Origin of the sequence: Deinococcus taeanensis (assembly GCF_020229735.1) — a bacterium.
Taxonomy (GTDB): Bacteria; Deinococcota; Deinococci; order Deinococcales; family Deinococcaceae; genus Deinococcus; species Deinococcus taeanensis.
This window is the reverse complement of sequence record NZ_CP083456.1, coordinates 283,087-307,698: the sequence shown is the minus strand read 5'-3', so window position 1 is coordinate 307,698 and position 24,612 is coordinate 283,087. Positions and strand designations below refer to the sequence as shown.

General features: G+C 68.4%; 17 protein-coding genes. 9 read left to right on the top strand and 8 right to left on the bottom strand.

Features of this window, described 5'->3' with window-relative positions:
* Positions 1-12 precede the first annotated feature (12 nt).
* The 3 genes from LAJ19_RS15095 to LAJ19_RS15085 all read left to right on the top strand — a co-directional run bounded on the left by LAJ19_RS15095 (position 13) and on the right by LAJ19_RS15085 (position 5,811).
* On the top strand, positions 13-1,404 hold the full coding sequence (locus LAJ19_RS15095) for a serine hydrolase domain-containing protein (RefSeq protein ID WP_225523337.1): 1,392 nt from the start codon (positions 13-15) through the stop codon (positions 1,402-1,404).
* Positions 1,405-1,857: 453 nt separating this feature from the next.
* Entirely contained in the window at positions 1,858-3,723 is a 1,866-nt protein-coding gene (locus LAJ19_RS15090) for a putative bifunctional diguanylate cyclase/phosphodiesterase (protein ID WP_225523336.1), read from the top strand.
* Positions 3,724-4,305: 582 nt separating this feature from the next.
* Positions 4,306-5,811, top strand: coding sequence for a protein adenylyltransferase SelO (locus LAJ19_RS15085; RefSeq protein ID WP_225523335.1), 1,506 nt, complete (start codon positions 4,306-4,308; stop codon positions 5,809-5,811).
* On the opposite strand, the gene LAJ19_RS15080 is transcribed toward LAJ19_RS15085, so the two are convergent.
* A complete protein-coding gene (locus tag LAJ19_RS15080; protein ID WP_225523334.1) occupies positions 5,777-6,751 on the bottom strand; it encodes a ribonuclease H family protein in 975 nt (324 codons plus the stop codon). The two genes, LAJ19_RS15085 and LAJ19_RS15080, sit on opposite strands and share 35 nt — an antisense overlap.
* Before the next feature lie 382 nt (positions 6,752-7,133).
* Here LAJ19_RS15080 and LAJ19_RS15075 point away from each other — a divergent pair, with 382 nt between their 5' ends.
* Positions 7,134-8,570, top strand: coding sequence for a serine hydrolase domain-containing protein (locus LAJ19_RS15075; RefSeq protein ID WP_225523333.1), 1,437 nt, complete (start codon positions 7,134-7,136; stop codon positions 8,568-8,570).
* A 33-nt stretch (positions 8,571-8,603) separates the two neighbouring features.
* Here the strand turns inward: LAJ19_RS15075 and LAJ19_RS15070 are convergent, their stop codons facing one another.
* The 3 genes from LAJ19_RS15070 to LAJ19_RS15060 form a co-directional block, all read right to left on the bottom strand.
* Positions 8,604-9,074, bottom strand: coding sequence for a histidinol-phosphatase HisJ family protein (locus tag LAJ19_RS15070; protein ID WP_225523332.1), 471 nt, complete (start codon positions 9,072-9,074; stop codon positions 8,604-8,606).
* Positions 9,075-9,171: 97 nt separating this feature from the next.
* The gene (locus tag LAJ19_RS15065) at positions 9,172-9,489 is read right to left on the bottom strand and encodes a cupin domain-containing protein (protein ID WP_225523331.1); all 318 of its coding nucleotides are present in this window, start codon (positions 9,487-9,489) and stop codon (positions 9,172-9,174) included.
* A 636-nt stretch (positions 9,490-10,125) separates the two neighbouring features.
* Complete coding sequence (locus LAJ19_RS15060) at positions 10,126-11,520, bottom strand: hypothetical protein (RefSeq protein ID WP_225523330.1); 1,395 nt, start codon at positions 11,518-11,520, stop codon at positions 10,126-10,128.
* A gap of 458 nt (positions 11,521-11,978) precedes the next feature.
* Between LAJ19_RS15060 and LAJ19_RS15055 the strand changes: the two genes are divergently transcribed.
* Together LAJ19_RS15055 and LAJ19_RS21720 are read left to right on the top strand one after the other, a co-directional pair.
* The gene (locus tag LAJ19_RS15055; protein WP_225523329.1) at positions 11,979-13,832 is read left to right on the top strand and encodes an ATP-binding protein; all 1,854 of its coding nucleotides are present in this window, start codon (positions 11,979-11,981) and stop codon (positions 13,830-13,832) included.
* A 54-nt stretch (positions 13,833-13,886) separates the two neighbouring features.
* Positions 13,887-14,009: a hypothetical protein gene (locus LAJ19_RS21720; RefSeq protein ID WP_255639855.1), complete on the top strand. Its 123-nt coding sequence runs from the start codon at positions 13,887-13,889 to the stop codon at positions 14,007-14,009.
* Between the two features lie 1,079 nt (positions 14,010-15,088).
* Here LAJ19_RS21720 and LAJ19_RS15050 read toward each other — a convergent pair.
* Positions 15,089-17,500, bottom strand: coding sequence for a CHAT domain-containing protein (locus tag LAJ19_RS15050; protein WP_225523328.1), 2,412 nt, complete (start codon positions 17,498-17,500; stop codon positions 15,089-15,091).
* A gap of 389 nt (positions 17,501-17,889) precedes the next feature.
* Between LAJ19_RS15050 and LAJ19_RS15045 the strand changes: the two genes are divergently transcribed.
* The 3 genes from LAJ19_RS15045 to LAJ19_RS15035 all read left to right on the top strand — a co-directional run bounded on the left by LAJ19_RS15045 (position 17,890) and on the right by LAJ19_RS15035 (position 20,981).
* Positions 17,890-19,245 (top strand): CHASE2 domain-containing protein, encoded by a 1,356-nt coding sequence (locus LAJ19_RS15045; RefSeq protein WP_225523327.1) that lies wholly within the window; start codon positions 17,890-17,892, stop codon positions 19,243-19,245.
* Positions 19,246-19,272: 27 nt separating this feature from the next.
* Positions 19,273-20,103 carry a hypothetical protein gene (locus tag LAJ19_RS15040; RefSeq protein ID WP_225523326.1) on the top strand — a complete coding sequence of 277 codons (831 nt, stop codon included), beginning with the start codon at positions 19,273-19,275 and terminating at the stop codon, positions 20,101-20,103.
* A gap of 119 nt (positions 20,104-20,222) precedes the next feature.
* A complete protein-coding gene (locus LAJ19_RS15035) occupies positions 20,223-20,981 on the top strand; it encodes a DUF5995 family protein (protein ID WP_225523325.1) in 759 nt (252 codons plus the stop codon).
* Between the two features lie 40 nt (positions 20,982-21,021).
* On the opposite strand, the gene LAJ19_RS15030 is transcribed toward LAJ19_RS15035, so the two are convergent.
* From LAJ19_RS15030 to LAJ19_RS15020, 3 genes are read right to left on the bottom strand one after another with little or no spacing between them, the layout of a single operon-like run.
* The gene (locus tag LAJ19_RS15030; protein ID WP_225523324.1) at positions 21,022-22,620 is read right to left on the bottom strand and encodes a trypsin-like peptidase domain-containing protein; all 1,599 of its coding nucleotides are present in this window, start codon (positions 22,618-22,620) and stop codon (positions 21,022-21,024) included.
* Positions 22,617-23,210, bottom strand: a complete 594-nt coding sequence (locus LAJ19_RS15025; RefSeq protein WP_225523323.1) for a hypothetical protein — start codon at positions 23,208-23,210, stop codon at positions 22,617-22,619. The genes LAJ19_RS15030 and LAJ19_RS15025 overlap by 4 nt, the downstream gene beginning before the upstream one ends.
* A complete protein-coding gene (locus LAJ19_RS15020; protein ID WP_225523322.1) occupies positions 23,207-24,019 on the bottom strand; it encodes a PrsW family intramembrane metalloprotease in 813 nt (270 codons plus the stop codon). The genes LAJ19_RS15025 and LAJ19_RS15020 overlap by 4 nt, the downstream gene beginning before the upstream one ends.
* Positions 24,020-24,612 lie beyond the last annotated feature (593 nt).

The following is a 24,612-nucleotide window of genomic DNA, read 5'->3' as shown; positions in this document are numbered from 1 at the left end:
TACCCTGTGGTCATGTCCCTGACCGACACCGTCCGTGCCCTGGCCCCCTACCTGCAGTCGTGGCTGGAGCACCAGCGGGACCTGGCGAGGGTGCCGGGCGTGCAGGTGGCCGTCCGGGTGAACGGGGAGCTGGCCGCTTCGTTTGCGCTGGGCGTGGCGAACGAAGCCACCGGGCAGCCGCTCACGCCCCGGCACCTGTTCCGGATCGCCTCGCACTCGAAGACCTTTACCGCCACGGCGATCTTTCAGCTGGCCGAGGCCGGAGCGCTGCGTCTGGATGACCTGGCTGGCCGCTGGCTGCCGGAGCTGGCGGACTCACCTGCGGCGGAACTGACGGTGCGCGCCCTGCTGGGGCACCAGTCCGGCATCAACCGCGACGGCGCCGACAGCGACTACTGGCAGCAGTTTCACGCGTTCCCGGGCCGCGAGGCCCTGATCGACCTGTGCCGGGCGGAAGCGGTGTTCCCGCCGGATCAGTACTTCAAGTACTCGAACATGGGCTACTCGCTGCTGGGCCTGATCATCGAGGCGGCCAGCGGCCAGTCCTACGAGGCGTACGTCGCGGCGCACATCACCGGGCCGCTCGCGCTGACCAACCTCGGCCCGGAACTGCCCCAGGCGCGCGAGCCTGAACTGGCCGCCGGGCACAGCGGCCGCCTGGCCGGCACTGATCCGCGGCGGGTCCTGCCGTCCTCGGACACGCGGGCGATGGCGGCCGCCACCGGCTTTTACGGCACGGCCGAGGACGTCACGGCTTACCTGGCCGCGCACGCCCTGGGACGAAGCGAACTGCTCACGGACGCGTCAAAGCGCCTCATGCAGCGCAGGGAGTCCGAGATTCACCGGCCGGTGAAGCGCTGGTACGGCCTGGGCTTCATCATTGACCGGATCGGGGACCGCACGGTCGTCGGGCATTCGGGCGGTTTTCCCGGGCACATCACGCAGTCGTGGCTTGACCCGGAATCGGGCCTGGCGGTGTCGGTTCTCACGAACTGCCTGGGCGGCCCCGCGACCGAGTGGGCGACGAACCTCATCAAGCTGATCGACCTGGCGCTGAACGCACCGGAAAAGAGCCTTGACGCGCCAGGCACGGACCTGAACACCTTTACAGGGCGCTTCGCCACCGACTGGGGCGTGGTCGATATCGTCAACCTGGGCGGGCGCCTGGTGTCCCTGACGCCGCAGGGCGACCCGGCCCTGAGCGCCACGGAACTGACCGTGGTCGACGCCGACACCCTGATGCCCACACCGGAAGCGGGGTTCGGGGCTGTGGGTGAGCCGTTCCTGTTTCAGCGTGCGGCCTCGGGCGACATCGAGTGGATGCGCCAGGGCGGCGGGCGGGCCTGGCCCGTGGCGGCGTACCGGCAGCGCGTGGGCCTCGCCCCGCTGCCAAACCCCAGGTGACCGCAGGGGCCCGAGCCACCCCTAGAGATTGGCAAGGCGACCGACGGGTGGGAGTCCCAGCCGGGCAGTCTGTTCTGCCGGCCATTGAGCGGCAAGGAGCAAGATACGCCGGGCGCCTTCATACCGAGGGTTAACAGGGAAGCGGTCCTGGACCCGCTTCGCCACTCTTTTTTAAACAGCCGGGCGCGCAAGATTAACGCTCAGGCCAGACGCAACAGGTCACGTGAACCCGGCCACCGGCCAACCTGTGAGGTCGCCGCGTTCAATCAGAGGGACCGGGGTAAAGCCTTGACCCGCCGAAATCCAGGGGGCAAAGCCTATGGAGTGATCGCGGGGGCAACGGGTGCGGGCGCAGCGTGCCACCGTGGCCTTCTGTGCAGGTCTGGGCGGCCTTGCTGCACTCTGGCATATCGTTGGCAGCAGGAGACCAGGGATGCTTCAGGCAGGGGGCAGATGAGCAAAGGCGAGGCACAGTCGGGACGTTTGTGGTGGGCCCGGATTGGCGAGGCCAGGTTACCCGACCTGCTCCTGGCTTCCATCCTGCTGGGCACAGCGGCCGTCCAGATCGCGGTCGGGCTCGATCCGAGGGTTCAGTGGAGCCCGGCGCTGGTCCTCCCTGAAAGATGCGGCTTCGTCCTCCGGCTGGCTGCTGGCGCCTGGTTCCTGCGCACGGCAGGGCAGCCTCGGCACAGTTGGATCTGGACGGGCGTCATCGTCGTGGACAGCCTGCTGCTCACCTGGAGCTTTGCACTCATCCGGGAGACGCAGATCGAGATCCTCCTGCTGCTCGTGGCCCACCTGCCCTTTATTGGCGCGGTGCTGCGTGGGCGGAGGTTGTGGACTGCGCTGGCCGCCGTACTCCTGCCGGCCGGCGTCATCCTTGTTCAGCGTGCGTGGGCCGCGTCCCTGTGGGACCTGAGCGATCTGGCGATCTTCTGGGTGGCGGCGCTGGTGGTCGGCGGAAGTACGGTGCGGGCAACCAGCGCACTGACCGCCGCGGAAGCGCGCACACAGGAGCTGGCCGCACGACGTGAGCACGAGGCGCTGCATGACGCTCTGACTGGACTCCCCAACCGACGGCTCTACGCTGATCGGCTGGCCAACACTGTTCCCCACGCCCGGCGCCTGGGCATGGACGTGGCCGTGCTGCTGATCGACCTGGACCGCTTCAAGCTGATCAACGACAGCCTGGGGCACGCCGCTGGGGATGACCTGCTGCGGGCGGTGAGTCAGCGCATGTCGTCCGCACTCCGGCAGGAAGACACCCTGGCGCGCCTGGGCGGGGACGAGTTTGTCGTCATCGCTCAGGATATTCAAGAGCCTTCAGATGCGCTGGTTGTGGCCGCCAACCTGCAAAAGGCCTTGGGCGCCTCCATCGATGTCGGTGGGCAGAGCGTCTTCGTTACCCTGAGCGTGGGCATCACCTTTGCCCGGGGACGAAGTCAGGACCTGGATGCCGTCTTGCGTGAGGCGGACACCGCGATGTACCGCGCCAAGAGCGATGGCGGCTTCACCGTCAAGATCTTTGACGAGCGCATGGGGGAGCTGGCCTTTCGCCGGATGAGTCTGGAGGCACAGCTGCGGCAGGATCTCAGCGATCACGCCCCTGCTCTCTGGGTCGCCTACCAGCCCATCGTCGATCCACTCACGACCAGGATCGTTGGCGTTGAAGCGTTGGCGCGCTGGAACCACCACGGGAAGGCCGTCTCGCCCGAGGAGTTCATCCGAATCGCGGAGGAGTCTGACCTCATCCATGATCTTGGCCTGCGTGTGCTTCACGGTGCGCTGGCGGCCACTGCCACCTGGGCGCCACTGCACCCTCACCTGACGCTGGCGGTCAACGTGTCACCGGTTCAGCTCCGGCGGGCTGACTTCTGCGCTCATGTGCTCGCCGCACTCAGGGCCCAGGACCTCCCCCCGCAGAGACTCTGCCTGGAGATCACGGAAAGCGGGCTCCTGGAGTCCGGCAGCGCGTCCATTCAAAACCTGACTGAACTGCATCAGGCAGGTGTCCAGCTCGCCGTCGATGACTTTGGGAGCGGATACTCTTCCTTGTCCCAGTTCCGCCGCTTCTCCGTGGGGCGCCTCAAGGCGGACAGGTCCTTCGCGGGAGACCTTCCGCTGCTTCGGGCGGTGGCCGACCTGGGGACCGCCCTGCAGTGCGAAGTGCTTGCAGAGGGCATCGAGACCGCGGAGCAGCGCGACAACCTGGTGCAGTTGGGGTACCGCCTGGCACAGGGGTACTTCTGGCACAGGCCCAAACCCACTGCCGAGATCGAACAGCTTCTGGTCAGCCAGGCCTCTCACGGCACCGCGTAAGACCTGCAACGTTGAAGGGAGGCGAAAGGATCAATGCCCCACTCAGCTGCCGGTGACCTCTTTGAACGCACGGCGTGATGATGGGTGCGCGCCCCATCGTGGAGGAGATTTCCCTGCCGACCCTGTCGCCTGGGCCTCGACACCAACCCAGCAGTTGAGCAGGCCTGTCGGCAGTTCAGCCCCCCTGTTCAAGCGAGACCGGGCCCCCTCACAGACGCCGGGTCAGGCTGGAAGTTCATGACCTCCACCACCTGTTTTCGATTCCGCTGAACAGGGGGGCTGACGCTGACCCCACCCGGCTTCCGAGCCTCCGGAGGGCCGCTGCTGGAAACTCCTTGAGGCCAGCGTCTTCACTCCCGCCCTGCAGCACAGCCTCAAATGCTTCTGCACGGCCCAGGGAAGCTGACCTTGGCCACTCCGCCGGAGACCGCGACCCACCCCGGCAGGACACTCTGGATGGCCCCCATTTTCTGTCTGCAGCTCCACCCGTTCCTGCGCACCGCGGCACTCGGCGCTCTTTCAAGCCTCCCGGACTGTGACCTGGGCTCAGCAGGATCCTGGGGAAGCGTCAGACTGTCTGGCATGCCCGCCTCCTCTTTCCGGTTCGACAACACCTACGCACGGGACCTGCCGGGGTTCTACGCGCCGTGGCAGCCGGCGTCCGTGCCTTCACCGAGCCTGCTGTTCCTCAACCGGGACCTGGCCCTCGAGCTGGGCCTGGCTGCCGATGAGCTCGACGGGCCGGAAGGTGCCGCCATCTTTGCCGGCAACCAGGTGCCGGAGGGCGCCGAACCGCTCGCCCAGGCGTACGCCGGCCATCAGTTCGGTGGGTTCTCACCGCAGCTGGGCGACGGGCGCGCCCTGCTGCTGGGGGAGGTCACCGACCGGCTCGGGCGACGCCGCGACCTGATGCTCAAAGGCTCGGGCCGCACCCCGTTCTCGAGGGGCGGTGACGGCAAGGCGGCGGTCGGCCCCATGCTCCGCGAAGTGCTGATCGGTGAAGCCATGCACGCCCTGGGCATTCCGACCACCCGCGCCCTGGCCGTGGCGGGCACCGGCGAGCTGGTCGCCCGTGAACGGCCCCTGCCGGGCGCTGTGCTGACCCGCGTGGCGGCGAGCCACCTGCGGGTCGGGACCTTCGAGTTCTTCAGCGCCCGCCGTGACACGGACCGGGTCCGGCAGCTCGCCGAGTACGCCATCGCGCGGCACGATCCGGATCTCGCCGGGACGCCCGGCCGGTACCTCGCCCTGTTCCAGCGGGTGGCCCAGCGTCAGGCGGCCCTCGTGGCGCAGTGGATGAACGTCGGGTTCATTCACGGCGTGATGAACACCGACAACGTGGCGATTTCCGGTGAGACCATCGACTACGGCCCGTGCGCCTTCCTGGAGGCGTACGATCCGGACGCGGTCTTCAGTTCCATCGACCAGGGGGGGCGTTACGCCTACAGCAACCAGCCGCCCGTGACGCGCTGGAACCTGGCCCGCCTGGCCGAAGCCCTGCTGCCGCTGATCGCAGAACAGGACACCGAAGCGGCCGTCTCGACGGCGGTCGGGCAGGCGACCGAAGTGATTGACGCCTTCCCGCAGTGGTACGCCGCCGCGCTGCTGGCCGGTCAGCGGGAGAAGCTGGGCCTGCGGAGCGGGGACGACGAGGCCGACCGCGCGCTCGCGGCGGACTGGCTGACGCTGCTGCAGGAGCACCGGGTGGACTTCACGCTCGGGTGGCGCCGGCTGGCCGACGCGGCGGGCGGCGACGAGGGACCGCTGCGCGCCCTGTTCCCTGACCCGCAGGCGCCCGGCGCGTGGCTCGCCCGCTGGCGCTCACGCGCGGAGAACGAAGGCGGAACGGCCCTGGGCTGGACCGTACGGGCCGCGGGCATGCGCCGCGTCAGTCCGGTGGTCATTGCGCGCAACCACCGGGTGGAAGAAGCCCTGTCAGCGGCGTCCGACCACGGTGACCTCGCGCCGTTCCGGCGCCTGCTGAGCGCCCTTCAGCGGCCTTACGACGAGACGCCGGACCAGGCCGGGTACACGGAACCGGCCCGGGCGGAAGTCACCGCCTGCTACCGCACGTTCTGCGGCACCTGACGGGGCAAGGTCGTCCCCTCGCGCTGAACGGAGGCGCGCAGGGTGCGCCGTGACCGCGCCGCGCGGGCGGCCGGGACGCGCAGGCCAGGAGGAGAGTCCATTCACCGGGAAGCCTCTTCCGGGTCTGCTTCGGCCAGAGGCACGACCTGCACGGCGAGCAGCGCGTGAGCTGCTCGCCACGCCGCTTCCGCCCACGGTTCGTGCACCGCCAGGTCCACGAGCCCCCCCGCGTCAACGGCCTCAACGCCGCGTCCAGGGCGGCGCGCACCGCGTCCGCCTGCGTCCGTCCGGTCCCCCGCACCGGCGCGAGGTCCAGGGTCAGCGTGGCCTGGACCTGCTCGGCCGGGGCAGGCTGAAAGGTGACGCCCGCGAGCTTGACCTGAAGCGGCCCGGTGGCGCCGGGCAGCTGCTGGGGCGCCCTGAGAGGCAGCGGGCCGTCCGCCTGACGGTCCGGCGCCAGGGCCTGCATGGCCAGCACCGTATTCGCCAGCTGGGCGCCTTCCGGCGCGCCCCTGTGAAGGCGCGCCTCCAGTTCCGCCGTTCTGGCCACGCGGTGCATGTCCTGATGGTGCCGGCCGCTGTTGCGCGCAATGGGCTGCACCCAGAGGTCACGCAGGTGCGCCCAGGACGCGGCGCCCTCCGCGCTGCGCAGCAGTGGGAGCAGGGCCGCCAGGTCCAGATCACTGTAGAGCCGCGCCGCGGCGCCACCCGGCACGAGACGCAGCCCCATGAAGACCGCTTCGGCCTCTGCGTCGAGCGAGGTGCCCCCCGGACGCGCGCCGCTCACCTGCCGCACCTGCTGACTTTCAGGCTGCACGGCGCGCGCCGCCCAGCCGGAGACCGTCTGCCGGCGCTCGTGCCGGGTGCTGCCGTCGGTGTACACGTGCCAGTCCCCGGCGGCCACGGGGACTGGGGGGGGCTGCGCAGTCGACCGTGCCATAGCCCGATCATCCGGCGGCGGGCGGCCCGGATGATGAGCAGGCAGGGGGCAAAGGTACTGGACTCCTGAGCTGACCTTCAGTCAGAACCCCTGAGGACTTGAAAAAAGTTGGCTCCAGGAGCGGACTTCTGCGCTGACATCTCAAAGCTGACCTCCACACGGTCCCTTACACACCGCGCTGGGGGTCCTGTGCGGGACGCAGGGGCCCAAGGCCGTGCAGGTTGACCCATCACCACCGCTGCTTCCCATACTGGAGGGATCAGGTCCGTGAGCCGGGATGCGCAGGGATCAGATACCAGACCACGGCCTGACCCGGCGCGGATGGCCAGAGCCACGGCAGCGCCAGCACCTGGTGGATCATCACCGCCACTTACACTGAGCCGTGCCCACCTTCGCGCCCCTCCCCCGTTCTTCCCCTGAAGCACAAGGGCTATCTTCCCGGGCAGTCGTTTCATGGTTAGACGCCCTCAAGGCCGATGCCCTTGAGTTGCACAGCTTCATGCTGCTCCGGGCCGGTACCGTGATCGCGGAAGGCTGGTGGTCCCCCTACAGCCCAAAACGCGTACACCGCCTCCATTCACTCAGCAAAAGCTTCACCTCCACAGCGATCGGCTTGCTTGCCGCCGAAGGGCGGATCAACATGGACGATCCGGTGGTCTCCTTCTTTCTGGACGACCTGCCTCCCGTTGTGGACGGCCACCTCGCGGCGATGCGCGTGCAGGACCTGCTCACCATGCGGACGGGACATACTGAGGACGTGACGGGGGCCCTGTTCGATGCCCCCGACCAGGACTGGGTGCGCACGTTTCTCGCGCAGCCCGTTCCGCACCCGCCGGGCACTCATTTCGTGTACAACAGCGCGGCCACCTTCATACTCTCGGCCCTGATACAGCGCCTGACCGGTGAGACACTCCTGGAGTTCCTCCAGCCACGGCTCCTGAAGCCACTCGGCGTCGAAGCGGCACACTGGATCTCAAACCCGCAAGGCATCCACGTGGGAGCGTGGGGCCTGCACCTCGCCACCGAGGCAGTCGCCCGCTTCGGCCAACTCTATTTGCAGAAGGCGCACTGGGATGGAAAACAGCTGCTGCCTGAAACTTGGGTAGAGCGGGCAACCTCGGCTCAAGTGCCGCCAGGCGAGGACGAGACCAGTGACTGGGCGCAGGGCTATGGATTCCAATTTTGGCGCTGTCGGCACGACGCATACCGTGCCGACGGGGCCTTTGGACAGTTCTGCATCGTGATGCCGCAGCAAAGGGCGGTGCTGGCCATCACCGCCAATGTCATGAACATGCAGCGCGTGCTTGATCACGTGTGGACCCACCTGCTGGCTGAGATGGGTGGAGAGCCTCTCCCAGATGATTCGGTTGCTCAGGACGTCCTACAGGCCCTGTCCGTCAGCTTGAACCTCACTGTGGCGGACCAGGCCGGCAGATGGGAGGCGAACGCCCGCGACGAGACCTACATCTTTGACCCCAATGACGAGGGAATCCGGTGGGCGCGCTTCACATCGACTCCAGACTCCTGCCGCCTCACCGTCGCGGACGGGCGGGGCGAACACGGCATTGACTTTGGCCTCACGGATTGGCATGAAGGCCGGACGACCCTCTGGCCGGGAGGGGAAGAGCCTATCCTGGCGCGGGCGGGGGAACAACCAGACGGGGCCATTGTCCTCGCGATGATCCTCGTTGAGGGAGGATTCCACTGGGAGGCGCTCGTGAACCCAAGTGCAGGAACCCTGGCCTTCCGGCTTGCACCCGACGATTTCCCCGGTGGAAAGACGCTGCTCGCACGGCGGCGTGAGAATTCACTCGCGTAGCGGCTCAGCAGGCGTCAGCGGAGTCCTGAACCGTCACCCGATCACAACGGCCGGCCCAGCCGCTGACGTGATCGTGCCACACAGGTACTCCTCGTACACGTCTTCAGCGGACCGCCCCGGCGGCAATTCAGGCGAGAAGATACTCCACGTGCCCAGCCAGTGGACGCTGCCGATCACGTAATCGAGCGGCGCGGCGTTCCACAGGGTCCGGTAATGCTCGTCCCAGCCGAGCACGTAATCGCTCTCCACGCCCAGACGAACCGCGATGCGCCCCCTGAACCGCTCGCGGACCTCATGCATGTCCTGCAGGTACGCGGGGAAATCATGGTCGGCCATCGCTGTGCCCGGAAGGCGGTGAGGACCGCTGCCCAGATGGTAGATGGGGCTGTGATCGCTCAGGCCGATCTCCAGCAGTCCAGCCTGGACGGCCGCTTCGACATACTCCTCAAGTTGTCCGTGGGCATGCCCGCAGGGGTAGTGGTGGGTGTGGTAATCGACCAGCATGGCTCTCCTTCATGAGCGGCGGTGCAGGGCGTCGGTGGCGAGGGTCCTGGCGAGGCCAGAGACACGCTGGCCTCAGCGAAGCCGGTCCGGCCGGTCTTCAGGGGTCTTTGAGCTCAATGACGAAGTTGCGGTAGGGGGTGTTCCCGACATTAACCAGCTTGTGGTGCAGCAGCCCTTCGCCGGCTTCGAGAAACACGACCTGGTCCGCTTCATACTGCACGTCCCGGGCCTGAGCTGGACCGGCCGGATGAACGTGCTGCAGGTGGCCTCCCTGCACCACGATGAAGCAGAAGTCACGCCGGTGGACGTGGGCTCCGAGCGCCTCACCGGGGGCCAGCGCCAGGTCCCACACCCGGACCCGCTCGTTTTCAAACATCAACCGCGTGCCCACCTGGTTCCCCGGTTCGGGCGTCATAAGGCCTCCTGGAGGGTGATGGCGAGAGCGGCGGGGCCACCATTCCCTCAGGGGAGCATAGGCGCCGCGTCAAGGGCTGACCACGGCGTGAAGTGAAGGAGCCGTTCAGCAAAGAGGCCACGGGAAGGGCGTGCCTTCCTGCGCGGCCCAGGTGACCGGGTCGGCCCAGGCGCACTCTCCCCCACCTGGCGCAGGCCGCTTGCTCCACCACAGCGGCGCCGCCTGCGTCCTCAGGACCTTCCTGCAGGAGCAGTTCCACTGCCCGGCCGGGGCTGGGCACCCGGCGCCGGGCGATCGTCGTGAAGCCGCCGCTTCAGGCCCGGGGACGGGCGTCGCGCAGGGCCGGGCAGCGCGAAGAGGAGGACGCCCGTGAAGACGATCACCACGGCGCCCTGAACACCGGCGTTCCAGTGGGCGCTGGCCCTGCGGGAGAACGCCGAGTCCTCTGCGAACGAGCTCAAGGCACAGGGAAAGGCGCCGGGCGTCACGACAGCGGCGTCCGGGCGGGGGAATGCACGGACCAGTCCGGCGCGGGCGCGCAGCTCACCGGGACGCGCCGCCCGAGCAGCAGCTGAGCCCAGGGCCTGAGGCGCGAGCGCACCCTACGCGGCGTACGCCCGCCGCACGTCCTGGGGGTTATTTACAGGTGCCCCAGGTGCCGGCGACCTGCACGAGGCCCTGGAACTGCCCGGACGCGCAGAACTGCACGTCGGTCGTGTCGAGCGCCTGGCCGCTCGGGGCGGCGAGCCGGCGGGTTTCGCGCGTCTCGTCGAACGCGTAGGGGTTGAGCATCACGGGCATGGTCGCGAGGGCGGGCACGCCCGTGGCGAGCAGGATGAGTTCCGTGCCGGGAACCGGCAGGAGGGTGTCGCGGCGCGCGACGGGCGTGAGGTCGTCGGTGTAGCGGGCCATCAGGGCGGCGTTGTTCATGGGGTACGGGCCGAATTTCTCGTCCCAGTAGCGGCGGTTGGTGGGCATGCTGGCGAACACGGCCTTCTTCCATTCGCTCGTGGCGGCGCCGAGACGGCCGAGCGTTTCGTCCCAGAGGGTCTGACCGTTGCACCACACGCCGCTGACGCCGATGTTGCGGCAGGCGTTGTCGTGCACGATCGACCCGACGCTCACGCCGATGGTCACGTAGCCCATCTCGACGCCGTCCGCGCGGGTGGGCCCACGGGACCATTTCGCTTCGCTGCCGAGCATCCAGCTGACGCCGGCGCATTTCACGCCGATGGCGCCGTAGCACTGCTCGGGCACGGCGATGGTCTGCCCGCTGGTGTTGAACCGGGCGTCTTTGGCGTACTGCACGTAGGCGCTGTTGGCCGGGCCGTTGCGTCCCCCGTTGCGGCGGCGGTACTCCTCGCTGGTCATGAGTTCGCTCCACAGGCGGTCGATGCTGCTGGCGCCGCGCAGGGCCGCGTCCGCGTAGGCGCGCGCTTCGCCGCCACTCGCGCCGCGTCCGAGCACCTGCCCGTACGTCTGCTGCGCGCCCCACTCGGCGTGGGCGCGGGCGAGCGCGTCGACACTGAGGTTCTGCGAGATCGTCTGCGGCACCCAGTACCCGTACTCGCTGTCGGTCGGCGGGCGCTGCAGCGCGGTCTGGTAGGACTGCTGGACGCGGCTGCGCGCCTCACTGGTGCTCAGGCCCTGGGGAGTACTGAGGGCACGCTGGACTTTGCTTTTGAGGTCCGGGTAGGAGGACCAGGCGCCGTAGAGGTTGATGTTGCATTCGTTGCCCTGCGCGCGGCGGCGCGTGACTTCGAACACGGCCTGCCCCACCCAGGGGTCCGGGCAGACGGCGGCGTGCATGACTTTCGCCTTGAGGTCCTCGTAGGAGGACCAGCTGCCGCCGCCGTAACGGTTGACGCTGCATTCGGCGCTGCCCGGCAGACGGCCGAAGACGTCCACGAACGCCCCATTGATCCAGGCGTCGCTGCACGGGCCGCTGCGGCCCTGCGCGCCGGCGGTCGACAGGACCGCGAGGGTCAGGGTCGTCAGCACGCCACCGAGGAGTCTGGTGTGATGGTTCACGTTCTCATCGTATGGGTCAAAAACTTTCAGATTTATTTCAAGCTGAAGGGGCTATTCGAGGTGCGGGTAACCCCCGCGCAGCGTTTCAGAGCCGCAGGCGGGTCCGCCTCCGGGAGAACGGGATGGTCCCGCGACTGTGCCGGTGCTCCAGCTGGTGACGTGCCCGGGCGCCCCTGCCGGAGCCCGCGTGCGGCACACTGCCGGACCGGCACAGGGCCACAGCTCCGGGCGGCGGACCCTCATGTTTGACGCGGCTGCGCCGCCCGTCATCAGGGCGGCGGTCGAGCCCAGCGATGACTGCCCTGTCGGTGCTGTCGTCCCGCGGCGCCACTTCCGGGTCCTGCGGGCCGGGGGGCCTGATTGGACCCGGCGCTGTGGGCTGAGCCCGGCCCAGGATGGCCGTGTTGAAGTGAACCCGCGGCGGCGGCCCCCAGAGGACACAGGCGTTATGGTGAAGCATGACTTCCCTGCCCGGCTCCCCGCTGGAGCCCTTCGCTTCACTGGCAGAGCACCTGCAGCAGATCACCGAAGCCCTGGCCGCCACGAGCACGGACCGGGAGGTCATCGACGTCGTGCTGACCCCAGCGGTGCAGGCCCTCGGCGCCGTGGCCGGGATTGTGCTGCTCGTTGACCGGACCGATCAGCAGCTGAAGATCGCGGGCAGCCAGGGCTACGAAGACGGACACCCGACCATCTGGCAGGAAGGATCCATCGAGAACCACGTCCTGCTGGCCGACCTTCTGCGCATGCGTGAGGCGCTGTACTTCGAGGACGCAGGCGCCCTGAAGGCAAGCTACCCCGACCTCGAGCGCCGCACCGGGGGACGCGCCCTGGTCGCCAACGCGGCGCTTCCGATGTTCCTGGACCACCGGCCGCTCGGGGTTATCGTGCTCGACTTCACAGAACCACACCACTTTCCCCCGGAGGAGCGGCGCTTCCTCAGGATCCTCGCAGCCCAGTGCGCCATCGCGCTGGGCCGCGCGGAAGCCACCAGAATGCTGGAGGCCCGAGTTCAGGACCGCACCCGGCAATGGGAGGAACAGACCCGGCAGCTCGAGGAGGAACGGGCCGCCCACGCCGCCTTCGTGGCATTCACCGAAGCGGTGGGCAGCGAGACGGACCTCTCCACGCTGGTCGAGCGGGCCATCACCCTGCTGCACGAGACCTGTGATGTGGAGGCCGTTTACTTCGAGCGTAACGGCGAGCTGTTTACCGCCGCCGGCTGGAGCCCATCGGCCGACCCCACCCTGCTGCCTCTCCTCCAGCAGGGGTTTCCCCTGCAGCACTCCAGCATCGCCCGGGGGCTGCAGGGGAACACCGCCACCTACATCGACCACTGGCGCGACACCGGCCTGCTGATTCAGGAGTCCGCCATCTACCAGGCGGTCGCCGGCTACCCCTACTTCATGGAGGACACGCTGCAGAGCGTCCTGCTGATCGGGTCACGGACCTCGGCGACCTGGGATGAACGGCGCAAAGGGATCTTCCGCGCGGTGGGCCGCAGTCTGGACCTGGCCCTTGACCGGGCGCGGCAGACCCGGATCGTGACTGCCCAGCGGGACGCGCTGAACGCCCGCACGCAGGAGCTCGCGGACTCGACGGCGGAGTTGCAGGCGTTCTCGTACTCGGTGTCGCACGACCTGCGGACCCCGGTCCGGCACATGACCGGCTTCCTGGAACTGGCGCGCAAGGCGCTGGATGGGCGGCTTGACGAACGCAGCGCACGCTACCTCGATATCGTCGAGCAGTCAGGGCGGCAGATGAACACCCTGATCGACGGGCTGCTTGACCTGTCACACGCGGCGCAGCGGACCCTGGAGCCGGGTGTGGTGGACCTGAACGAGGTCATGGCGCAGATCCAGACGACCCTGCTTCCCGATCTGCTGACCCGGAACGTCACGTGGGAGGTGGCCGACCTGCCCCAGGTGTGGGGAGACCGCGGTGCGCTGGCCCAGGTGCTGACCCAGCTGACGGAGAATGCGCTGAAGTTCACCCGGACCCGCGATCCGGCCCGCATCCAGGTCTGGGCCGACGACCAGGGCGGGGTCTGGCGGGTGTGCGTGAAAGACAACGGGCTGGGCTTCGATCCGCGCTATCAGGACCGGCTGTTCAATCTGTTCCAGCGGCTGCACCGGGCCGACGAGGTCAGCGGGACAGGCGTGGGGCTGGCCAGTGTCCGCCGCCTGATCCTGAAACACGGCGGCCAGGTGTTCGCCCAGGGGCAACTGGGCGAGGGGGCCACCTTCGGCTTCACGCTGCCCAAGCGGCGCCCGGCCGAGCACGCCACCTGGGCAGAGAAAGACAGTCACTGAAGCCAGTCGTCGTGCCATGCCCCCGGGCAGTGGGCGCCTACGGAGCTCAGCCGGATGAGTTCTGGCGACAGTTCCTCTGCCGCTGAGGTGCGGCCACGCCTGTACAACCCGTCAGGGCAACCGCCCAGCGAACTCGCTCCTCTTCAGCAGGTGCTCCTGATGGTCGCCTACGCCTGAACAGGGGACGAATTCAAAGGGCGTGTCCGGATGGACCGGAGCGACGCCACTGAGCAGCTGGGACATGGGAGGCGCGCCTTGTCTCTGCCGGCGAAGGTGGGCTCCGGCGTGGACGTCAATGGCCTGGCCGTTGATGACGTTCACCGCGAATGTGAAGGCGCCCGGCTGTCTGAACCGGGCTGACCCGCGCGGCCGGGAGAACGACGACGCGAGGAAGGCACTGAAGGACACGCACGCCCTGTCCTGCCTCGACGCGCCGCTGGGAAACGACAGGGCGTGGGCCAAAGCAGCCGCCTGGCGCCTGAGCGTTCTGGACCTGTTCCCGAACAGCCGGAAGGCCGCCCAGGACGTCCCGCTCCTGGACCAGCAGACCCTCGGCCGCGTTCTGCAGATGGCCGGGCCGGGAGGCGTGGCCGCGTTCCGAGCCTCCAGCCCCACACCTCACCACGCGGCACAGCCCGTCCTGTCTCAGCCGCCGCTTCCACGGTCTGCGTCCGTTGTCCTGCGTGCCATTCCAGGTTGGTCACGCCGCCAGCGTTGAGAGTGGCACCACCTGATCCGGCTGGCACAGTCCTCCGCGTGACCCACACGTCCTGCTCAGGTCAGCAGGGCAAGAACCAGCCGGATCAGGCCATAACCGCCGGCCAGAGCAGCTGCCACCATCACCACCAGAACACCGCACCGGAGCAGTTCGCCCCACATTCAGGACCTCGTGCCCACGGTGGTCTGGGACACCGCAGCCATCACAGCGCCTCCGGAGCTGCCGGTGTTTCTACACAACAGGGCGGCCGACGTCCGTTTTCCAGTGACCGGTCAGCGGTGGCAGACGAGCTCGCTGCGATTCTCATTCACCGCGGAACGTATCACGAGAGCAGCAGTGGAGGGGCGGTCATGGTCGCTCGGCACCGGCAAGGCGGGTCTGGCTGGCACTTGAGCGGTTCAGCATCAGCGTGCACCCCCGCTTGTGGCTCGCGTGTTCCGCGCTCAGCAGGGGCGCCGGAAGCGGCCAGAGCGGCGGCGCCGGCTCTGAACGGGCCGTGCCGCTCGTGGCCCTCTTCAGCCGCTGCTCCCGGCCGTTCTCACGGCGGGTCCTGGGACCGAAGGAACGAAAGCTCACCCGTTGGGTCACGCGCCAGAGAGGAAGAACGCCGCCCAGTCCCGGGGGGATGCCCCCCGCGCATCAGGTTGAGCTTGGCCAGGCGCAGCGCTTCGGCGGCTTCCAACCCGCCGCTATACCGGGCATAGAAATCCGCCATGAGCGCCGCCGTCTCGCGGTCCGGCACCTTCCATTGGCTCAGCATGACCTGGCGCGCTCCGGCGGTGAGAAACGCCTGATTCAGCCCGGCGACGCCCTCCCCCGCCACCGCGTCGCCCAGACCGGTCTCGCAGGCGGAAAGCACCACCAGATCAGTGCTCTCCAGGGAGAGTCCGGCGAGTTGCAGGCCGGAGAGAAGGCCGCCCCCCGCGCCACCGTTCACGGCGTTCTGGGCGCCAGAAAAGGCCAGGCCGCTGCGCAGCATCGGATTGGGCAGCAGACCGCTCTCCCGGGAGGTGCCCAGGAAAAAGCCGTGGGTCCCCACGTGCAGCACCCGCGGCGAACGAAGGGAAAACAGGTTGGTGTCTGTGGCGTCGGCACCGAGAAAGACCCGCGTGGACGTTCCCAGCAACCCCGACACGAGTCGGGCTTCGGCTTCCGTGCCTGGCAACGCCGAAAACACCGTCCCGCGCAGGAGTCTGGCGAGGGTGGCCACGGCGGCCGAACTGCTCTGGACGCCAGCAGCAGACGGGAGGGCAAGGGCCCGGCTTGCAGCGGAGGCGGGCGGTCCCGAGGCCACGCCCGCACTGAACGTAGGATTTCCGAACACCGCGGCCGGTTCAGGGGCGGAGGTACGGACCCGGCGCCGCTGGCGCAGGAGCTCGCGGCCGCTCGGGATATACCTCACCACGAAGCGTTCCATCACGGTCTGCTGTCCGTCCGAGAGCAGTTCAAACGGAAGAAAATTGAGTGGCCCGTCCGGGGAGATGACCAGTGAGCGGGCGCCCGTGAGGCCTGGAAGGACAGGGCGGATCAGCAGGTCGTAGAGCCACGTTGCCTGGGGGCGCAGCGCGTCGAGGCTCAAGCCGGCCTCAGCCCCTTTCCGCAGGGTCTCGTACTGCTCGGCCAGTCGTCCCGCCACCGGGAGCCACTGCACATCGAATCGGCCCTCCCTGCTGTAGGCAAAGACGAACACGTTGGTGTCCGTCCATACGTAGTCGAGGTAGACCTCTCCGGGCTGCAGGACGTCCCTGAGGTCGCCTGCCGTGATCCGGCCGGGCAGCACGGTGTCCTGATACCGGCCCAGCCCACCGGACAGCTGCACTTCAAGGCGGGACATCGCCGCCCTCAGTTCGGCCAGTCGCGCGGCCGTGCGTGCGCCATCGGCCACCGTCAACGGCTGCGCCGTCGAGAGCGCCGCGAATTCACGGCGCAGCGTCAGGTAACTTTCTATCTGGGTCCGGACTCCGGCGTCAGCGTGCGACATCAGCGAGGCCAGGCCATTTTCCAGGGCGTACGCTGACCCTTTGAAGGTCAGCCAGTGGTCAAAGGCCGCCTGAGCGTGAGGCTGGCTCTCTGTTTCGTTGACCATCCGCTCAATGAACACCGCTTCGAAGTACTGTTCGAAGTGGCGGTGGGCGAGGGCGTTGTAGCGGACTTTGCCTTCGTTATCCAGCGTCTGAAAGGCAGCCTGTTGATGGGTCAGGAACGCCTGAACATACAGGCGGCTGAACTCAAGCGCCTTGAGGTTGTCGAAGATGCCGGGAGGAGCGGAGCTGTACAGTTGAGCGAGCGCCGCGTACTGCCGCGCCGTGGCGGGATGCTCCGGTCCGTACGTTTTCCGGTACACCTCGAGGGCGCCCGTCAGGTGCTGCAGCGCCTGAGACGTGAGCCGCAGCCGCAGTTCGGTCAGCCCGAGCGCTTCAGCCACCCCGGCCGTCTCAGGATCAACCGGTCCCAGTTCCCTCTGGTACAGGTCGAGGGCACGCTGCAGGGCGTCGCGCGCCTGTGGGTCGCGTGCACTGCGAACCTCCAGGCGGCCCAGCGTGAACAGCACCCAGCCGGTCGTGAGGTTACCGGCGGGGACAAGCGCCTCAAGTTGGGCGAGTGCACCGGTCAGGCGGTCACGCGCCTGCTCCAGCTGACCCAGTTCCAGGTGCAGCGTCCCCACCACCGCGCCCAGTTCAGCGACCTGCAGCGGCGCGGCGTCACCCTGCCGCTGGGTTCCCGCCAGGGCCTGCTCAAACGCATCGAGCGCCTCGGCGGGGCGCCCCAGGCGGTACCAGGCACTTCCGATCTTCTCGAGGAGGCGCACAGACTCACTGGCGTCCGGGCCCAGCCTGGTGATCCGCAGGGCAAGCGCGGCCTGATACGCTGCCAAGGCGTCCTGGAGGCGGCCCTGATCGTCATGCAGCTGTCCCTGGGCTTCCAGGGTCACGTCGGGAAGCTGGGGCACGCCTGGAAGGCGCTGGTCTGGCGCCGCCTGTCCTGAGTCAGGCGGCGCGGAGCCCGGCCCCGCGGCAGCCTGCGCAGGCGTTATGGCTGAAGCCCCCAGCAGCACGGCGACCAGGAAGCCCCCGCAGGAGCGGGCGGCCCTGAATTTCCTTGCTTGCTGCGTGTCCGTCACCTGCACCTCATGCCAGCGAATCTCTGCCTGTGAAACGTGCCCCGAGGTCCAGAAACAGGTCCGCCGGATCACGTGATCGGTTCTTCCGTCCGGCAGGTGTCTTGTTGCAGAAGTATTCGTTGAGTATTTTAAGATAATTTCAGCCCGCTGCCACGGTCTGGGCGTCCGGACTCCCGCTGTCCTCATCTCATGAGCCCGCCTGGGCGATGGACCACTTCATGTCTGATCCGCCCGCCACGCCCGGTTCACCGGCCCAGGTGCCCTCTCAAGCTCCGGGCCAGGCTGACGCTGCAGGTCAGCCGCGGACCTGGCGCCGCGCCCTCCAGGAAAGTGCGCTGGCGGTCATCATCTTCTGCTTTTTGTCCTGGGCGGTCCACAGCCATCACCTGGGCTGGCTGTCAGACAGCCTCGCCGATGCGCAGGACAAAGCCTACGACACACTGGCGGCCCTGGAGCACCACTTTCCCAGTCCGCTGGCTCCACCTCCAGGGACACCCAGGGTGGTCTTTGTCGACATTGACGACGCCACCATCCAGGCAGCCAACATCAGCCCCTACCTGTTTCACCGGGGGCTGCTGGCCGAACTGCTGCAAAAACTCAGTGCCGCGCAACCCAAAGCCATCTACGTGGATCTGAACCTGAGTGCCTCCAGCCAGGAACCCAACCTGACCCGGCAGGGACTGGCCCGCTTTCCACGTTCGCCTGGGGATGAGGCTCTCCTCAAGGTCCTGACGGCGCCGCGTGCCTTCCCGGTGCTGCTGTCGCAACCCGCCGTCCTGGGAGAGAACGTGATGCAGCTCGGTGGGTCCACCTGCTGGGTCACTCCGGCGGTCATTACCGACAGCGGGGACACCGTACGCCGCATTCCACGCCGCTGGCAGGACGGCCCGTATCCTGCCTCCGAAGCGCTCCTGCTGGCGGCCCAGCCGCAGGGGTTCCAGTGCCCTGAGGCGAAGCGCGCGCAGGCGCCTCCGAAGGACATCTACCGCACCGCCCTGTACGGGGAGCCCATCATCTTCCACGACATTCCGGCCATGGACGCCGGAACGTCCACCTGGCCGGGCCTTAGTGTCATCAATGCCCAGAGCCTTCTGACGCAGGACGGAACCCAGCTTGAACCCGGCGCCCTGGTGGTGGTCGGCCGCACCGACCGCAACAGTCAGGATATGCATGACACCGCCGTGGGCGACATGGCCGGCGTCAAACTGCATCTCAATGCGCTGATGACCCTGTTGACCTACCGCCATCCGGTCATTCCGCTGGATCCTGTGGTTTCCGCACTCCTGGCCTTCGCGGGCATGCTGCTGGCGATTGTGGTCGCCCCCATCCTGAGTACCGTGCTCACGCAGCTGCTGGGCCGGCTGGGCGTGAAACGGGAGTTCGGAGACGTTTTTGAGCACCCCATCATGTGGGGCCTCCTCTTCGGGTGCGCCTTTGTCTTCTACCGTTACGGTGGCCGCTTCCTTGATTTCGCCCTGCCCATCGTCAGTCTGGAACTCGCCCGGCTGGCCCTCAGCCGTCAGACCAGCAAACTCGTGACCAGAACCTTGAAAATGGCGAAAATTCTCAACTGATTCATGACCGCCCAAGGAGCCCCTGCTATGTTCCAGCCTGACCGTTCCGCTCGCCGCCGCGCCTCGCTGATTCTGGCCACCTGCGTGCTGACGTTGACGCCCGCTGTCATGCAGAGCGCGTCCTCCACCCTGACCCTGGCCGCGGGCGCGGTGGCCACCATTCGTCCTGCGGGCGTGCAGGTGAAAGGCCCCCAACAGGTGCCCCTCGCTCCCGGCTCTCAGGTCTGCGTCTCGGCCGGGTCAGCCAGCGTGTCTGACGGCGGTGTCCGGCGGTCCGTGGCGCCGGGACGCTGTTATCAGCTGCCGGCGCCCCAATCGGTACTGGGCAGCCTGCTGTCGGTCGCGCAGTCCTGGCTGCCCAAGAGCCGCCAGGCCAGCACCGTCAACGCCGAATCACGCGCGGGCGTCACCTGCGGTGAGAGCACACCCGGGATCGCGCTCCCACGGGATTACCCGTTGCCGACCCTCTTGATCCCGGTTTCCCTGCCGCCCGAACCGACGCTGGTGCTGTACGGCCGCCAGAACCAGCCCCTGTACAGCCAGCAGGAGAACCGGCCCGGGATGGGATTTGAAGTCCCCGTTGCCCACCTGCGGCGCTCGAGCCGCGTGGTCATCCGGGACGCCTTTGGAGACCTGATCTACAGCGGCAGTGTCTCTGTCGTGGATTTTCCTTCGTCCGCTCGTGGAACGACACCAACGGTACTCAATGACCGTGCGCGGCAACTGCTCGACACCGGACTGCCTGAGTACCTGGTCCCGGCGTACAGCCTGCTCTCGCACACTGGAGAATCGCAGGCGGCCGGGGCCCTGCTCGACAAAGCAATTCGGGTGTGCTTCGTCAGCCCGACCCCGACGTGAGGCCATGACCGGCCGGCGCGGCCATCAGGGGCCGCTTCAGGAGGTGTCTCCTGGCGCTCTGCACCGTCGCCGACGCCCCTGTGTGACCGCGCCGCCACCCTCGACCTGCATGGGGACCGATGAAACCACCGTCTGCCTTTAATCCGGAATCCAGGCCGACCCTGACCGAGGAAGGGGTCACCGGCGCCCTCGCCCGTCTGGGCGACCTTGAACGCCAGTACCGGTCACAACGAGACCCCCGCGCTGTTTTTGCAGGCGCTTACGTCGTCATCACGTCCGCCATGCACCAGGCCCTGGGCGCACAGCTGTTTCTGGACCCACCGTGGGTGGAACGCTACCTCGCGGCGTTCGCCGGGCTGTACCTGGACGCGGCACAGCAGTATGACGCCGGTCCTCAGGCGGACGATGACCTGGTGCCGCCCGTCTGGAGGCTGACTTTCGCCACCTGCCGGGAGGAGACAGTCTCCCCGTTGACCCACCTGCTTCTGGGCGTCAACGCGCACGTGAACCGCGACCTGGCTGTGGCGCTGGTCCGGGCGGGCGTCCGTGACCACACCGACCGGCGCTACGAGGACCACAAGCGGGTCAACGACGTGCTGCGCGGCGCAGTGAATGACCTTCAGGCCAGCGTGACCGCGGACGCACCGGTGCTCGCGCGGCTGGACACCCTGTGTGGACCCTGGGATGAACACGTGGCCTGCACAGTGGTGGCGTGGGCACGCGAAACCGCGTGGGCGCATGCTGTCCATCTGGCCGGCGCCGAAGGTGAGACCTATGCCCGGCACCTCGACCGGATTGAGCGCCGGGCGTACCGGTACGCCCTCCTGATCAAAGGGCACCCCGCGGTGTGGGCCGGCCCTTCCGGCACGAAGGGCTGACCGGCCGCAGCCTCACCGCTTTCCAGGCCGGCAGAACGTGTTACTGCAGGCGCTGCAGGACCACCGGTTTGAGGTCCAGCGGCGTGGGATCCTCCGCCGTGATCTCCACCGGTCCGTCCGTGATGCGGTAATCCCTGGCGGCGAACGCCGCGTGGTAGGTGTAGCCACGGGGCAGCGGGGGAACCGTCTGGTACGCGCCGGTGGCGTCGGTGGTGGCCCGCGCCGCGACCTGGGCCGGGGGGTAGCCCGCCGCAGTCCAGTCCTGGAGTCGGGTGCCCGGCTTCAGGAAGACGACCAGCGCCTCCGGCAGGGGCCGGCCGGTGTCCGCATCCTGTACGGTGCCGCGGACCACGACGTCCTGAACGGCGGGCGCTGGGGGCGGCGCCGGCGGCGCCACGGCGGGCGCCGCGGCGCCGATCTCAAAGGTTCCCTGCGACGCCAGCTGCCCGCTCAGGTACATCGACCAGCCGTAGCGGCCGTCCGGCAGGGTCCGGCCCTCAGGCGCACTGAGGGTGTCCTGCAGGGTGCCGCTCGGCCCGAGTGTCCAGGCCGAGCCGCTGACCGCGCCAGCGGCCGCCTGACCGTCGTACGTCCAGACACTGCCCCAGTCCGCGCCAGGCACCATGTCCCGGAATGCCGCCTGCGCCACCACGCGCCGCAGGCCTGAAGGCAGCGGCGCCCCAGCTGTGGGGGCCGGACTGTTGGGCTCCGGCAGGAAGGTGACGGGCCCCACCCGGGCCGCCCCGGCCTGGGGCGCCGCCGGCGGGGGCGCCGGAACGGCGGACGTCCCGACGCCCAGCGGCTGGGCCGGTGTCTGGGCGTCGGCCAGAGAGGGGGCCGGCAGGGCGAGCGCCTGCTGGATGTAAGGCACCGCCGCGTTGATCATACGGATGCGGCTGATTTTGCCTGAACCTTCCTTTTCGGTGAGGGCCCAGGTTGGAATTCCGATGTGGTGGCCCTGGTCGTTGATGGCCAGACCGCCTGAGTTGCCGTGGTTCACCTCTGCATCGGTCTTGAACGCATCAGGGGTTCCGTCCTGGTTCTCGTCGTCAAAGCCGGAGATGCGGCCCTCCGTCAGGGTGATGGTGTCGCCGCCCAGCGAGGGGTACCCCAGGACACGCACGCCCTGCCCGAGCCGGACGCTGTCGGAGTTCGCCAGTGGCAGCGGCATCAAAGGAAGCGGCCCGTCAGGCAGCGGGCCGGGCCGCTCGGGATCACCAGTGAAGGTCCCGAAAATGCGGATCACGGCCACGTCCAGCGTGGGCTCCCCCACCACCACCCGGGCGACGTAGGCGAAGGCGGGCGCCTGCCGCGGATCGCGGGTGGGCGCCACGAACACCCAGCCCCGCGTGTTCAACAGCTCCCGCGTTCTGGACTGTACCCCTGCGTCCTTGCCGACACAGTGCCAGTTGGTGAGGAGCGTGCGGTCGTCCCCCACCACCACGCCCGTGCAGCTGGGGCCCTGGTCGGTGCCTTGCTCAACCGTGAGCAGGTGAGCGGTCGACAGGAGTGCCCGTTCGAGACTGCCGTCGTCCTCCGTGCTGGCCCCCTGGGCAGGCACAGACGGGCCGCTCAGCCCCAGGGCCAGCAGCCCCAGCCAGGCGGCCGCCCGGCCGGTCAGGCGCGCGCCTCTGCTCATGGCTGCTCCCAGGCGGCCAGGAGTCGTGAGCGCTGGTCGTCCAGGCGGGTGGCGTTCTCCTCCGCCCGCCCGGCGACGGTCATGACGTAACTGCCATCCCTGGCGCGCACCAGGGTGTCCGAGGCGCGGAGCACGACCGGCAGGGCGCCGGTCAGCAGTCCGCCAGGCGGATCCGCGAGGTAGGCGTAGTCGAGGCGGGCGGCCGGCCGCCCCAGGGCGGTGGTGGGGGTCTGGCCCAGGATGCGAAAGCCGGTCATGCGCTGACCGCGGGTCAGCGACCAGGCGGACAGGGCCGACATCACGTCTGCCTGGTCCGCCTGGTTCACGGACATCAGTTCCGTGGGCTTCAGGCGGCGCAGCTCGACGCGGTCGCCGAACGCGCCGGCGGTCAGGTCCGCGGCGACGAAGGTGTTCGGATCGGCGCCGGCCTGAGGGGCCCAGGCGGCCGGATAGGCGAGGCGCGTGGCGCCCACGCGCGCGGTGGACAGGCGGCCAGCCTCGGCCTGCCGGATGAAAGAACCGGTCAGCAGCGACGCGGCGACAAGCAGCCAGACGGGCCAGTCGAGCACAGGACGCAGCGCACCGTTCACGGGGTCCCTCCGGCCACCGGACGCTCGGCGGTCGAGCGCTGATCCGCGGCGATCAGGCGCCGCATGCGGGCGGACAGGAACGCGAAGGTCGCGCCGGCCACCATCACGGCCAGCACCAGACCATACTCAGGCCGGAAGGACAACCCGCCGACCCAGGGAAGCTCCCGCAGCAGCAGACTGACCGCGCCGTTCAGAAGCGCGGCGCCGCCGACGGCGGCAGGAAGCCACAGGGGGCCCCGGCGGTCGAACTTGGCGCTGCCCAGAGCGTAGCCGGTCAGGCCGGCGAAACTCGCCTGCCCCAGGGCCGTGACGGCCATGCGAATGGCCCCGACCCCCAGGTCCACACCGCTGTGCTGCAAGAGGTACTGCATGTTCAGCACTGTGGCGTAGCCCAAGCCCGCTGACGCTCCGTACAGCACGCCGTCGACGCGGTGATCGAAGTGAGCGGTGGTGAACACCGTGTACCGTACGGCGGCGTATTTCAGGAACTCCTGCACCATCCCGACCACCAGCACAGAGACCACCAGGCCCACCAGCAGGGTGTGCGCCCCTCCGGTCAGGAGCCGCACCAGCGGCTCTCCGACCGCCTGTGCAAGTAGCGCGGCGAGTACGAAGACGCCGAGCAGCAGCGTCTTGGGCTCGGGCTCCAGACGGTCTTCGCGGGAGAAGGCCAGCAGCCACAGGGCGGCCGGGATCAGCGCCATGATCACGCCCGCGGCAATCAGCGCGCCGCCGCTGAGGCGGTTCCCGAACAGGTGGTCGGCGACGGTGGCGGCACCCACGAACAGAGGAACCCCAAGCAACTGCACCCAGACAGAGTAAACCGCGGCCCGCAGGTGGGCGCTCCTCGAGTGGGAAGTCACCACCGTCCCCCCAGGTGGCGGCGGCTTGAACGTGAAGGGAGCGGACAGGTGCGGTGGGGGGGTATCTGGTCCATGCGTGACAAAGCCTCCCAGGTTCGTATTCAGCGGCTGATGGTTATTTCAAAAGTACTATAAGAGGTTCCTGAGCGCCTGCTGTTCAAGCTGGTCCTTCTGGCCAAGTTCAGATTCACACAGGAAAGCCGGTGCGCGTCATACATGCAACACGTCACCTGAGTCGGTCCGGTTGGGAGGCGTGGCGGGCGTGGTCGACGGCGGCTGGCGTTGAACCATGGCTGGCGACTGAGTGCACGGCCGAAGACCGAACGCCCCGGGAGGTTCCTGGACTCATCCATGAGGCCGCGAAACGGGACGAGGGCTCCTCCGCTGGCAGCGGGGCAGAGCCGTCAGGACAGAGCGCCGTCCGTTCTTGCTGTCAGCGCCAGGCCCGTATTGAGCCGCCCTTCTGACGCGGCCGCTCGCTGAGCAGCACAGGGGCCTGCGGCTTGCCGCCCCTGGAGATGACCATGGCCCGCCAGACG